This window comes from Tenacibaculum mesophilum, assembly GCF_003867075.1.
In the GTDB taxonomy this organism is placed as follows: domain Bacteria; phylum Bacteroidota; class Bacteroidia; order Flavobacteriales; family Flavobacteriaceae; genus Polaribacter; species Polaribacter mesophilus.
Window position 1 is genome coordinate 926,421 of the sequence record NZ_CP032544.1, and the last position, 13,696, is coordinate 940,116.

8 protein-coding genes are annotated in these 13,696 nt (G+C 31.1%); 3 read left to right on the forward strand and 5 right to left on the reverse strand.

The window, feature by feature from the left end; all coding sequences use genetic code 11:
* The 3 genes from D6200_RS04335 to D6200_RS04345 all read left to right on the forward strand — a co-directional run bounded on the left by D6200_RS04335 (window position 1) and on the right by D6200_RS04345 (window position 3,372).
* On the forward strand, window positions 1-1,089 hold the full coding sequence (locus tag D6200_RS04335) for a M42 family metallopeptidase (RefSeq protein WP_047789544.1): 1,089 nt from the start codon (window positions 1-3) through the stop codon (window positions 1,087-1,089).
* A 57-nt stretch (window positions 1,090-1,146) separates the two neighbouring features.
* Complete coding sequence (locus D6200_RS04340) at window positions 1,147-1,689, forward strand: NUDIX hydrolase (RefSeq protein ID WP_073182877.1); 543 nt, start codon at window positions 1,147-1,149, stop codon at window positions 1,687-1,689.
* Window positions 1,690-1,761: 72 nt separating this feature from the next.
* Window positions 1,762-3,372 carry a class I SAM-dependent methyltransferase gene (locus D6200_RS04345; RefSeq protein WP_073182879.1) on the forward strand — a complete coding sequence of 537 codons (1,611 nt, stop codon included), beginning with the start codon at window positions 1,762-1,764 and terminating at the stop codon, window positions 3,370-3,372.
* 55 nt (window positions 3,373-3,427) lie between these two features.
* On the opposite strand, the gene D6200_RS04350 is transcribed toward D6200_RS04345, so the two are convergent.
* The 5 genes from D6200_RS04350 to D6200_RS04370 all read right to left on the reverse strand — a co-directional run bounded on the left by D6200_RS04350 (window position 3,428) and on the right by D6200_RS04370 (window position 13,654).
* On the reverse strand, window positions 3,428-4,105 hold the full coding sequence (locus D6200_RS04350; RefSeq protein WP_073182882.1) for a fibronectin type III domain-containing protein: 678 nt from the start codon (window positions 4,103-4,105) through the stop codon (window positions 3,428-3,430).
* The gene (locus tag D6200_RS04355; RefSeq protein WP_073182884.1) at window positions 4,102-8,640 is read right to left on the reverse strand and encodes an immunoglobulin domain-containing protein; all 4,539 of its coding nucleotides are present in this window, start codon (window positions 8,638-8,640) and stop codon (window positions 4,102-4,104) included. The genes D6200_RS04350 and D6200_RS04355 overlap by 4 nt, the downstream gene beginning before the upstream one ends.
* A 172-nt stretch (window positions 8,641-8,812) precedes the next feature.
* The gene (locus D6200_RS04360; protein WP_073182887.1) at window positions 8,813-11,314 is read right to left on the reverse strand and encodes a PIG-L family deacetylase; all 2,502 of its coding nucleotides are present in this window, start codon (window positions 11,312-11,314) and stop codon (window positions 8,813-8,815) included.
* A 163-nt stretch (window positions 11,315-11,477) separates the two neighbouring features.
* Window positions 11,478-12,191, reverse strand: a complete 714-nt coding sequence (locus D6200_RS04365; RefSeq protein WP_073182890.1) for a hypothetical protein — start codon at window positions 12,189-12,191, stop codon at window positions 11,478-11,480.
* A gap of 35 nt (window positions 12,192-12,226) precedes the next feature.
* Window positions 12,227-13,654 carry an ATP-dependent DNA helicase gene (locus D6200_RS04370; protein ID WP_073182892.1) on the reverse strand — a complete coding sequence of 476 codons (1,428 nt, stop codon included), beginning with the start codon at window positions 13,652-13,654 and terminating at the stop codon, window positions 12,227-12,229.
* Between the last annotated feature and the right edge of the window lie 42 nt (window positions 13,655-13,696).

Genomic DNA, 13,696 nt, shown 5'->3' on the forward strand with positions numbered 1-13,696 from the left:
ATGGCTGATAAATCTATTTTAAATGAAAAGTCTATTGACTTTTTAGAAAAATACTTGAATAATGCTGCTCCTACAGGATACGAGTGGGAAGGGCAAAAAATATGGATGGACTATTTAAAACCTTATGTTGACGAGTTTATTACTGACACTTATGGTTCTGCTGTAGGAATTATAAACCCTGATGCTAAATATAAAGTAGTTATTGAAGGACATGCTGATGAAATTTCTTGGTATGTAAACTATATTTCTGATGACGGATTAATTTATGTAATCCGTAACGGAGGTAGCGACCACCAAATTGCTCCTAGTAAAATTGTAAACATTCACACTAAAAACGGAATTGTAAAAGGTGTTTTCGGATGGCCAGCAATTCATACACGTAATAAAGCGAAAGAAGAAGCTCCAAAACCAGACAATATTTTTATTGATTGTGGTTGCAGCACTAAAGAAGAAGTTGAAAAATTAGGTGTGCATGTTGGTTGTGTTATTACCTACCCAGATGAGTTTCACATTCTAAACGAGAACAAATTTGTATGTCGTGCTTTAGATAACCGTATGGGAGGTTTTATGATTGCTGAAGTAGCACGTTTACTACACGAAAATAAGAAAAAATTACCTTTCGGTTTATATATTACAAACTCTGTTCAAGAAGAAATTGGTTTGCGTGGTGCGGAAATGATTACCGAAACCATTAAGCCTAACGTAGCTATTGTTACTGATGTAACACATGACACTACCACACCAATGATTGATAAGAAAAAAGAAGGTCATTTAGAGTTAGGTAAAGGTCCTGTAGTAGCTTATGCTCCTGCGGTACAACAAAAATTACGAGATTTAATTATTGATACTGCCGAAGCTAACAAAATTCCTTTCCAACGCTCTGCCCTATCAAGAGCTACAGGAACTGACACTGATGCATTTGCATACAGCAATGGTGGAGTTGCTTCTGCTTTAATCTCTTTACCATTACGTTACATGCACACTACCGTTGAAATGGTACACCGTGAAGATGTTGAAAATGTAATTAAAATGATTTACGAAAGTTTATTAAAAATTGAAGACGGAGAAGATTTCTCTTACTTTAAATAATATAAATAATCAAACGTCATTACTTATTTGTAATGACGTTTTTTTTACCAGCTTTTTATGGATGAACTTATAGATATTGTCGATGAAAATGGAAACTATACAGGAAAAACTTGTTTAAAATCTGAGGCTCATAAACATGGTTACTTTCACCCTACTATCCATGTTTGGTTGTACACTTCTAATAAACAAATACTTCTTCAAAAAAGAGCACTGACTAAAAAAGTATTTCCTGGTTTATGGGATATTTCGGTTGCAGGTCACATAGCTGCCGGTGAAAACATTAAAATTGCTGCTGTTAGAGAGGTTAAAGAAGAAATAGGTTTTGATATTCTTCCTGAAAACTTACATAAAATAGGTACTCGAAAACACATGGTAAATCACTCGAATGGAATTATTGATAATGAGTTTCATCATGTATTTATTGCTGAATTAACAGTTTCTGTCCAAGAATTAAAACTTCAAGAAGAGGAAGTAGCAGACTTAAAGCTATTTAGCTTAGAAACAATACTGCATACAAAAAACTACGAAAACTTATTACTTCCTCAATATCAAGACTATTATTCTTTTGTTCACAAACATATTTTAAATATTTTAACTTAATTTTTTAGCTTTAATAATTTAGTTTTAATTTTAAAATCAATTAGTTATATTTAGAATGAAAACTATCAAACTATGCTATCAAAACAAGAAAAGTCTGCGTTAAGGAGTAGGTTGTTTCGTCACTTAGACGGAATTGTTACTTGTCCAGCAGCTTACACTTTACATGAAAAAGGAATTACTAACTACTTATTAAAGAAGAAATCTGTTAGTTTAAATGAAATTACTTCCGAATTTAACGCTAATGACGGTTATTTAAATGTGGCTTTAAGAACATTGTGTTCTCAAGGCTGGTTAACACAACATGTAGATAATACACATAACACTGTTCAGTTCGAAATCAATGAAGCTTCAGCTATAGCTTTTTCTTATTTTCACTTATATAAAGAAGCTTTTTTATTGTTGAAATTTTCAGAAAATTATAGCGCTCGAAAATTTGAAATTGAACCTTATGAGAAGCTTGAAAAGCTTTATAAAAACTTTACAAACAACTTCGGAATTAAAACTCCATCAACTTCTGAAGAAAAAGAAATTGTAGCTCAGATCCTTACACATATCGAAGGTATTATTGTTGGTCCAACAACAGTTTTATTAGGTATGAGCGGTATGTTTCATAAATACTTTATGCAAACAAAATTCAGTGCTGATGAGTTTCATAAAGACGCTGATAATTTTAGTCGGCTACTTGATTTATTAACCAATCTAGGTTGGTTTTTCAAGACTAAAGACTCTTATGAGTTTACTGATGAAGGCTTATTTTTTGCTCGAAGAGCTAGTGCTTATGGAGTTACCGTATCGTACATTCCTACACTCAGAAAACTAGACAAACTTATTTTCGGAAATCCTGATATTTTTAGAACTTCAGAAATTGGAAATGACGAAATTCATGTAGATAGAGAAATGAATGTTTGGGGAAGTGGTGGCGCGCATTCTACCTACTTTAAAGTAATCGATGAGATTATTATTAACCTATTTAATAAACCTATCAACGAACAACCTAAAGGTATTTTAGATGTTGGCTGTGGTAATGGTGCATTTTTAAAACATTTATTTAATGTAATTGAACATCAGACTAAAAGAGGTACTATGTTAGAGGATTATCCTCTATTACTTATTGGTGTCGATTATAACGAAGCTGCATTAAAAATCACTCGAAAAAACCTAGTACAAGCAGATATTTGGGCTAAAGTGATTTGGGGAGATATTGGAAATCCGAAAGCGTTATCAGAAGATTTACAAGATAAATACGGAATTAACCTTTCTGATTTATTAAACGTTCGTACCTTTTTAGATCACAACAGAATTTGGCAAGAGCCTGCTCCTAATGATAATTCAACTATTACCAATTCAACTGGAGCTTATGCTTACAGAGGAAAACGTTTGAATAACAACTTGGTAGTAGAGTCTTTAAAACAGCATTTTACCAAGTGGAAACCGTTTATTAGTAAATTTGGCTTATTGCTAATTGAATTACACACATCAAAACCTGAGTTGGTTGCTAAAAATTTAGGAAAAACAGCGGCTACTGCCTATGATGCTACACATGGTTATTCTGATCAATACATTATTGAGCTTGATGAATACATGAATGCTATGGAAGCTATTGGGTTGACTCATGATAAAAACACGTTTAGAAAATTTCCAAACTCGGAATTAGCTACAGTTTCTATAAATCTTTTTAAGTAAAAAAGCTAGAGTAGTTAAACTACTCTAGCTTTTATAAAAGATAAGTTCAATTTATCTAAATGTTAAACTGGAATTCCTTATAAATAGACGATGAGTTTCCATTTTTATCTAAGACCACAACCATTAAAAAATAAGTCGTGTTATAATCAATACTTTGTTTTTCAATAAAAGTACTTTCTGTTTCTTTTATCAATTCAACTGTATCTTTTGACTCCCCTAAATATACTTTGTATTTTAAAATGTCATTATCAAGATCAGATGCTTCCCAACTGATATTAATCGTACCATCTTTATTATCTTCTAATGTTATACTCGCAGGAAATGGAGCATGATTAGAAACAGAAACTCCTTCTGTATAAAAATTCCAAGCACTATTACTCTGTTTTCCTTTATTTTGTATAATAGCAGTTACATTCCAAGAAAATTTTGTTGCTTTTGGCAAAATAACACTCATAGAATTAGTGTTAGTCATCTTTTCAATTCTATTTCCACTTTCAGTGTTAGTAAGTACCACTTCATAAGATATAGCATTTGTAGAATTACTCCATTTTAAAGGAATAGAAACTTCGGTATCAGATACTTCAGTTCCTTCTGTACAAAGCGTATTATTTTCAGGAAAAACTAACTCAAAAGCCCCTAATTCTGGTTCTGATGGTACTGGATCTTCACTTCCCCCTCCTCCACAAGAAATTAAAATTAATTGTATAAATAGTATAAATATTAGTTTTCTCATTTTTTGAATATTTTTGTGTTAACGGTTTGTGTTGAAGTAGTAACTGTTACAAGATACATTCCTGTAGCTAGAGTATCCATTGGTAATCTAGCTCCTCCATTATAAACATCAAGCTTAGCTGATAACACAGTAGCTCCCTCAAGGCTTCTTACGGCTACTATGGCAGAATTACCTGTAACACCAGAAATGTTTAGGTAATTTGTAACTGGAATAGGGTACAATGTAATACTTTTAACTGTAACGCTCTTGTTATAAACACCTTGACATGGTTTATTTGTTGTTATCTCTACAGAATTATTTCCATTATTTAGATTAACTGTTATTTCTCGTTCACCAGTATCTTTAAAAGTATACAAATACTCTTTATTATTAATTGTTACTTTATAGTTTTCACTACCTGATACTTGATAAGTAAGTGAAGTGCCTTTTAAACTCGCTTGAGAAACTTTTAAGGCTACTGGAGCACTAACCATTACATTATAACATTGGCTGAAACTAGGTAACTCTGACGCAGTAACACATATTTCATAACTTCCTACAGGTAACTCTGTAATTTCTAATCCAGAAGTATAGTTTACATTTTCAAAAGTTTTATTTATTACACCTTGTCCTACCAAAATTACTTTATAAATATAATTCTTTTTAAATGAAAGGTTTACAATACCGTTACTTTTATCTGGACAAGTGGTACTGCTTACCATGACCTGAATATCACTAGGCACTATATCAATTAATTGGTATTGAGCACAACCATTAACATCAACAATGCTTCCTTCACTTGTATTAGGACATTGATCAACATTATTGAATACACCATCATTATCATCATCTAATTGACTCTCCGAACATCCGTCTACATTTACCGGTTCTCCTGTTGGAGTATTAGGGCATAAATCTTTGTCATTATTTATTCCATCATTATCATCATCTAACTGACTTTCGGAACATCCATTAGAGTTTACCGACTCTCCTGCTGGGGTATTTAGACATAAATCATCTACATCCTTTATTCCATCACCATCTAAATCTGATGGATCCACATTTAATATTATTCTGTTTTTCGTCAATTTTAAGTCAGTAATAAGACTATTACTAATAACACAATCATAAACACCCTTATCAGTTAATTTTAAACTCTCAATAACATACTCTCTGCTTTTAGCACCATTAATATCTACCCCATCTTTACGCCATTGATAAGTATTGTTAGTACTTTTAGTAGCTTCAACAGTTAATCTAACTTCATCTTCTTCTATTACTGTAATTATTTCTTCCGTATCAATATTCGACTGAGGTTGGTAAAAGAAACCAAATAATGTTTTATAAGTATTAAATTCATTTTCAAAATCTTCAAAAACGAATTGATTATCTTGAATATCCAAAATTTGTAATTTAGTCAAACTCGTAAGATCTGGAATAACTCCTGATAATTTGTTTCCTCCTAATTCTAGTAATTGTAAATTACTAAAAGTATTAATAAATTGAGGTATTTGACCAGTAAGCTTATTTCTAGAAAAATCTAGAGAATAAAGAGCTGTTAATTTAGAAAAAGAAGCAGGTATTTCTCCTTCTATATTCCCATATATTCTTAAACTTTTTAGTTTGATTAAATCCCCTATTGAAGCAGGCATTAATCCAGTCAAAGGTATATTAAATGAGAGGCTTTCTAGATTAACAAGCGCTCCAATTTCATCTGGTATACTACCTGACATTTTATAAGCTCTAATACTTAATTCTTTTAGTTTAGTCAAATTACTTATTGTCGTAGGTATACTTCCTGTTAATTCATTATTAAATAAAGTCAACCTTTCTAAATTGGTTAAATCTAATATATTTTCTGGAAAATCACCTTCAGAAGAAAGATCCACATTACTTAAATATAGAGATGTAAGATTTATAAGCTCCGATAAATCATCAGGAAAATCCAATGTAAGCATGTTTCCATGACCATCAATTTTAACATTTTTTAATGATATTATATTAAAAAGACAACTTGGTATAACACCAGTTAAGTTAAGTTGATCTATATTTATCTCTTCAATCTTCGTAAGATTACATAAACTAGAAGGAATGCTTCCTGTGAGCCCATTACTAGTAGAACCTAACCCTAAAAGCGTTAATTTTCTAAGTTCTGTTAGATTTCCAAGATCATCTGGTAAAGTCCCATTAAGCTTTCTATACCTAATATCTAATTCTGTAACTCTACCAACTGTATTTACTGTAACTCCTTCCCAAGTACTTATATCTGCATTGAGATCCCAAGGATTTGTCCAATTTGCCCCATCAGTAGCATTATAAAATGCTATAAGGGCATTTTTATCATGTATTACACCTTTAGATTTAACTTTTAATGTTATTTCATTTTTCAATAATATTAAGTCGGTAATAATACTATTTTTTATAACACAATCATATACTCCATTATCATTAAAACCTAAATTATTTATTGTATAAGAACGATTCGTTGCTCCATTAATTTCAACACCATCTTTACGCCATTGATATGAATTATTAGTACTATTGGTTGCTTCTGCAATTAAAGTAATAGATTCTTCTTCTATTACCGTAATATTTTGCTCTTCATCTATTTTAAGTTGTGGTTGGTAAGAAAAAATATATGGTATTTGATTTTTGTAGTTTGTATATTCATTTTCAAAATCTTTGAAAACAAATTTATTATTATCAAACTCTAAGTTCTGTAAATTTGTTAATGTTGTAAAATCAGGAATAGTTCCTGACAAGTTATTATGACTGAAATCTAAACTTGTTAAAGTATTAAAAGTATTAATATAAGAAGGGATATGACCCGTTAGTTTATTTCTAGAAAGATCCAGAGCACGAAGAGATGTTAATTTTGAAAAAGAAGATGGTATTTCACCTTCAATATTTGTTGATACTATTGTTAAACTATTCAACTTAGTTAAATCACCTATTGAAGAAGGTATCACTCCAGTTAACGCCCCACTATGTCTAAGTGAAAGCTCTGTTAAATTACTAAGTAGCCCTATCTGTTCAGGTATGTTTCCAGTTAATCTAGTAATATAAAGAGATAATTTTTCTAAATTGGTTAAATCTAAAATACTCATTGGAAATCCTCCATTAGATGAAAGATCTATTCGACTCAAACTTAGAGTTGTAAGATTTGTAAGGTTTGATAAATCATCAGGAAAATCTAGAGTTAATAAAGGACTATTACCTATTAAATATACACTTCTCAATGATGCTATAGTAAAAAGACAACTCGGTACTGCTCCTGTCAATCCTGGCATATCTATTATAACATCTTCAACTTTTACAAGGTTACAAATACTATCAGGAATACTACCTCTCACACTACTAGAAGAACCTTCATTAAGATGTAATTTGATCAATTCTGTTAGGTTTCCTAATTCATTTGGTAATTCTCCATTAAGTTTTCTATAATTAAGTGATAAACTTGTTACTCTTCCTAAGGAATTTACCGTTACTCCTTCCCAAGAATTCATAGCTTCATTAAGATTCCATGAGTCTGTCCAATTTGCGCCATCAGTAGCATCATATAACGATATAAGAGCATTTCTATCGTTTATAGCTCCAATTGTATTGTAATTAATAATGTTTCTCTTTAAAGTAAGGTTTGGTACATTGGCATTCTTTACTTCACAGTAATACACACCTGCATCAGTTAAAGTTGATCCTGTAATTTGATAGGTAGGATTAGTAGCTCCTCCAATTGGAACATCATTTTTATACCACTGATAGGTATTATTAGCGCTTGTTAACCCTGTAATTGAAAAACTAATATTTTCTCCTACATTTAATTCAATTGTTTCTATTTCACTAACTCTATTTTGAGGACTATAGGTAAATGTAGCAACATTATCTTCTAAAACTTTAGCTATATTGTCAAAAGATGGAACTCTTTCAAACACAGAAAAATTAATATTGTTATTACTGATATCTAAAGTGTTTATTCTGAATAAAGAAACATTAGTATAATCTGGTAAATCTGTTAATAGGTTATTAGATACAAAAACTTCACCTACGTTTGCAATTGATTCTCCAATCTCCACTGGTAACTTACCTGTCAATTTATTATAGCTTAAATTGATTTCAACAAAATGTCTCTCATTAAGCGTAAAAAGCTCTACAGGTATATTCCCTGTTAATTGGTTATTTTGAAGGTATAAATAATTAAGATCTTTTGCATTCCCCAAAGCACTAGGAATAGCACTAGTCAAGTTATTATTTGAAAGATTTAGTGTATTTAAGCTTTTTAAGTTACCTAAATCAGCAGGTATAGATCCACTTAAATTATTATTTAAAAGATTTATCTCATCCACATGTCTTTCGGCTCCTGAAGCACCAAAAACAACACTGGTAACCACTCCATACCAATTCTGTGGAGAGTCATTCAAATCCCATTTGTTTGTCCAATTTGCTCCATCTGTAGCATTATAAAGCGCTATTAAAGCATCTTTATCACTTTGAGAAATTTCTTGAGCATTTACATATACGCCAAAAAGGACTAGCGTAAAAAGTAGTAGTCTTTTCATATAATTTTTTTAATATTCAGCGTCAAAAGTAATTAAAGTTACCTCAATCACAAAAAATTACTTTCCATTTAGTTTGTACTTACTTAGAAATCTATTTTTATCAGTCTTTTTAAATAGAAAAGCGGGGTTTAAACCTCGCTTTTCTATAATTTATATGACTCTTTTCAATATTCTATTTCTCCACGGTATTTTCTTTTACCGATAATAAGTTTGCAAATAACTTATAAGCTCCTGAAACTCCTGCTGGAAGCTCTCTAAAGAAGCTTAACCCTGTATAGATATAGTTTCCTTTACCATATTTAGCAACTAACAAACTTCCTTTTTTTACTGACTCCCCTTTATCATGCATAGATAATATCGAAGTGTATTCTTTACTCCATTTGTTAGGAAAATATAAGCCTCGTTCTTGTACCCAACCATCAAAATCAGCTTCAGTAATTTTGTTTGGGTAATTTAAAATAGAATGTTCTTTAGCTAACAAGGTTACTTTAGAATGTTCGTCTGTTACTCTATCGCGTGATAATTGTAATTCATACGGCGCTTGTACATCTACTCCTCTATTCGTGTTGTATTGCACTATTAAATTTCCACCATTTTTTACATATTCTAACAAGTATTTTTGCTTAAACTGCAATTCTTTTATAGTGTTATATGCCCTAATACCAACAACAACTGCGTCAAATTGCTCTAAATTTCCATTAATCTCATTTACATTCAACTCTGTTACCTCATAGCCAATTTGTTGTAAACTTTCTGGAATAGCATCTCCTGAACCTTGTATATACCCTATTCTTGTACCGTTCTTTTTTATATCCATACGTACAACTTTTGCTTGTGATGGTAATAATACTGACTGTTTAGGAATATGACTATAATTAATTTCTATCAATTCTTTATCATAACTTTTACCTTCAACTTTTGCTATAGCTTTTAAAACTCCTTCTGATTCATTTTGTGTTGGAGTAACCATAAAGTCAATCAACTGAATATCTCCCTTTTGGTCTATAGAAAATTTTGCTTCGTTTGGAGTAACTTTCCACCCTTTTGGTGCTTTTAGAGTAACTATTCCATTTGTATTTTTCGCTCCAGAACGAACTTCTACAGTTACTTTTTGAGATTTTTCTGAAGAAAAAACAAGTACCTTATTCAATAGCTTTGTTGTTACTTTCGGTAACACCTCAAAAGGTTCATAAATTTCTCCTTTATCTCTTTTAGCGTATCTATGTACCACTGGAATTGTAAATGCAATTGGTTGGTCTTCAATTACAATATTGTATTGAATTTGAATTGGCCTTAAAGACTCTGGATTACCTATTAATTTTTGATCGTTTACTTTGTACATTCCCAAATCCCACTGAGTAGCTAACCAATATGGCGAAGAGTAAGAAACATCTTTAGCGATATTGATTTTACTTTTAAAGTTTTGTTTACTATTGGGTGCTAAATCCAATTCTTTTTTGATGTTTTTCCCTTCAGGAAGGATAGTAATTGATGACAACTCCATAGAAATGAAACTTCTATTTAGTGCTTCAAAATTTACATTAATTGTACTGCTTGGAATTGAACTAGAACTTTCTGCCGAGGCTTCTAGATATAAACCTGCACAAGCTTTGATAATTTCATTCAATTCTTTAGTTTTAATAGCTCTCCAATGTGAATCTTTTAGTTGTCTTACCTTCTTATAGGCTTCCAATAGGTCTGGTAGATGTTTTGATGGATTTACAAAATCAAAATTTTGTTCAATATCATATAAAATATCTCCTATTTCTCCTCCGCCTTCTACTCTATTCCATGTTGTATTTATTCCTGAAAAAATATCTTTTTTGTCTTTAGGAAATTCTCCTTTTAAAAACTCTACATATTCTGTTTGACTTCCTCTAGTGGTTAACCTTCCAAACCCTTGGCATAAATGTTGACTGCTTGCTATTGCTGCTACTTCATTATTAGACAATCCTTTTAAAGGGTAGTACGTTCCTATATCAAAGCTTAACATATTACTTTTGTCTGCTTTTTCAAAAGCTTCTTCACTTCCGTAAAACCACCAAGAAGTATTAAAAAACAACCTATTAGGCCTCCATGTATCTGTATCCTTTAATTGCTCAGGGTATTTTGATTTATCATTAGCTAAATCAAAAGCTTCAACACTTAACATCGCTGATGAAGTATGGTGACCATGCGTTGTTCCTGGTGTTCTATGATTAAAACGATTGATAATCACATCGGGTTTGAAAGTACGAATTGCCCAAACTACATCGGCTAAAACTTTATCTTTATCCCAAATTTTTAACGTTTCATCAGGGTGTTTTGAATATCCAAAATCATTAGCTCTAGAAAAACGTTGTTCTCCTCCATCTACATTTCTTGCAGCTAACAGCTCTTGAGTACGAATAACTCCCAAAAGTTCACGCATTTCAGGACCTATTAAATTTTGCCCTCCATCTCCACGGGTTAACGACAAATATCCTGTTCTTGCCTTTTCATGATTAGATAAATATGCGATCAAACGAGTATTTTCATCATCAGGATGCGCAGCGATGTATAATGCAGAGCCTAAAAAGTTTAATTTTTGAACTTTCTCGTAAATCTGATTTGAAGTAAGTTTTTGTGGTTTTTGTGCGCTTATTGTTAGTGAAATCAATAAAAAAGATAGTAATAAAAGTACTTTTTTGTGCATTTTTAATAGTTTGAATACTACACAAATGTAACTTTTTTAACTAAAGTATAAAGCACATTAACAAAATGCTAACATATTGGAAAGTAACATCTATATGTTAAGCAATAAAAAAACTCAAACTTCACTTGAAGTTTGAGTTTTTTTTGCCTTTTAAAAATATGTTTTATTGTATATAGTAATATTTTCTGTCATATCTATTTCCGATAACTTCAAATTCTATGGATTCACCCTTATACCCAAAATTCATATCTACTAAGTAAAAATTTTTATCAAAAATAAACTTATACTTATTAACCCCTACTCTTTCCCATTGAAATTCTTCTAACTCTTCTATACATTCGCCTGTTGAACTATTAGAACTAAACCAGTCTCTTTTAACCTTGTTATTACTGAAAAATTCAATAGTACTTAATTTTTCGCAACTTGTAAGAGTCATCGGAATATCTGTCTCCTCTAACTTATCAAATACTTCTGCTTCTCTTAAAAATCTTTTTCCTAAAATAGGATCCTCAATAACAACTTCATTACTTTTAGTTTTGCTTCCTCCACCTTTAACAACTAGATATATAGTAACAGGAAAACTCACAGTATTATCTAAGTATAAACTTCCATTATAGTTATTTCCTCCTTCATATCCCGTAGTTATTGTCTCTGAGTCTTTTAATTGCCCATTCATGTATAACTCAAAAGTTAATTTCCCTCCTTCTTCAAACTCATCTGACCGAATACTTAACGAGCTTCCTACATTACTCCAGTTTATTTCTATAAACGGATTACTAGACGCTAAATCATCACTATTACTGCATGAAGAAAATGACAATAGTAGTACTAAGGAAAAAATTAATGCAATTTTTGTTTTTGTAAAATACATTTTCATAGTTTTAAATTTTAAATTGACGCGAATATAGTTTTTTAATCTAAAAAATACTCATCTTTAAAACCTATTAAATACAATTTTTCTTGTGCACGTGTAACAGCTGTATATAACCAACGTAAATACTCAACCGAAGCTCCATCTGGCAAGTATGGTTGTTCTATAAAAACTGTTTTCCATTGACCTCCTTGAGATTTATGACAGGTCATTGCGTAAGAGAACTTTACCTGAAGCGCATTGAAATACTTATTTTTCTTAACACCCATAAATTGCTTGTACTTTGATTTTTCATGTACAAAATCTTCTTTTACAGCTTCATATAATCGGTTAGATTCTTCATACGTTAATGACGGACTTTCACTTGTAAGAGTATCTAACAACAACACTGTTTCAAAAGGTTTCATATCAGGATAATCAATCATGCGAACTTCAACTTCTGCAAACTTAAAGCCGTATAATTCTTTAATTGAATTTATACGCATAACTTCACAAATATCTCCATTTGCTATAAATCCTGCCGAAGAAGAGTCTTTTAACCAGTAGTAATTATTTTTCACTACCATCACGTAATCTCCTGTAGAAATTTCATTTTCTTGTCCGCGAATTTTAGTTCTAATCTGTTGATTGTATTGATTAGCTCTCTTATTTGAACGTACAATAATAGCAGTATCTTCCACTCCTATATCTCCATCATAAGCCATTGTTATAGCATCTTGAATATCATAACCATCTTGTAGACGAATAATGTCGGGATAATTTAAATCAAATTGAAAATGTATTGAATCATTCTGAATTAACAAACGTAAATCGGTTGCATTAGCCAAAATCCCAGAGCCTTCTTCTTGTCTAACCACTTCGTCTAACTCAATTTCTGTAACTTCTTTATTAAACTCAAACGAAAGTTTGTCAGCTTCTAAAGCTGGACTCATAGTTAACTTTACAGGTGGTAACTGTGCCGTATCTCCAATAAAAATAATTTTACAATTTTTTCCTGAGTATACATATGAGATTAAATCATCCAATAAAGAACCATTTTCAAATAATTTCGCGTTCTGCTTTTCATCAGAAATCATAGAAGCTTCATCTACAATGAAAAGAGTATCAGTATGCTTATTAGGTTGCATTACAAAATTTACAGCTCCACTACTTTGCTTTTTAGGAAAGTATATTTTTTTATGAATCGTAAATGCCTGTCGGTTAGAATATCCTGAAATTACTTTCGCTGCACGACCTGTTGGCGCTAGTAAAACTGCTTTTTGTCCTATTTTCCATAAATTATGTACAACGGTACTTATTATTGTTGTTTTACCTGTTCCTGCATACCCTTTTAATAAAAATAAAGCACGATTATCATCTGAAAAAATAAAGTCTGTTAAGACATCTAGTAACTCATTTTGTTTTTCTGTAGGCGAATACGGGAATTTTTGTAGTATTTCTTTATAAAATTTCGGAGCAGTTTGTATCATATATCAAATAATATTCAAAGATAAGTCTATTTCTAAATAATT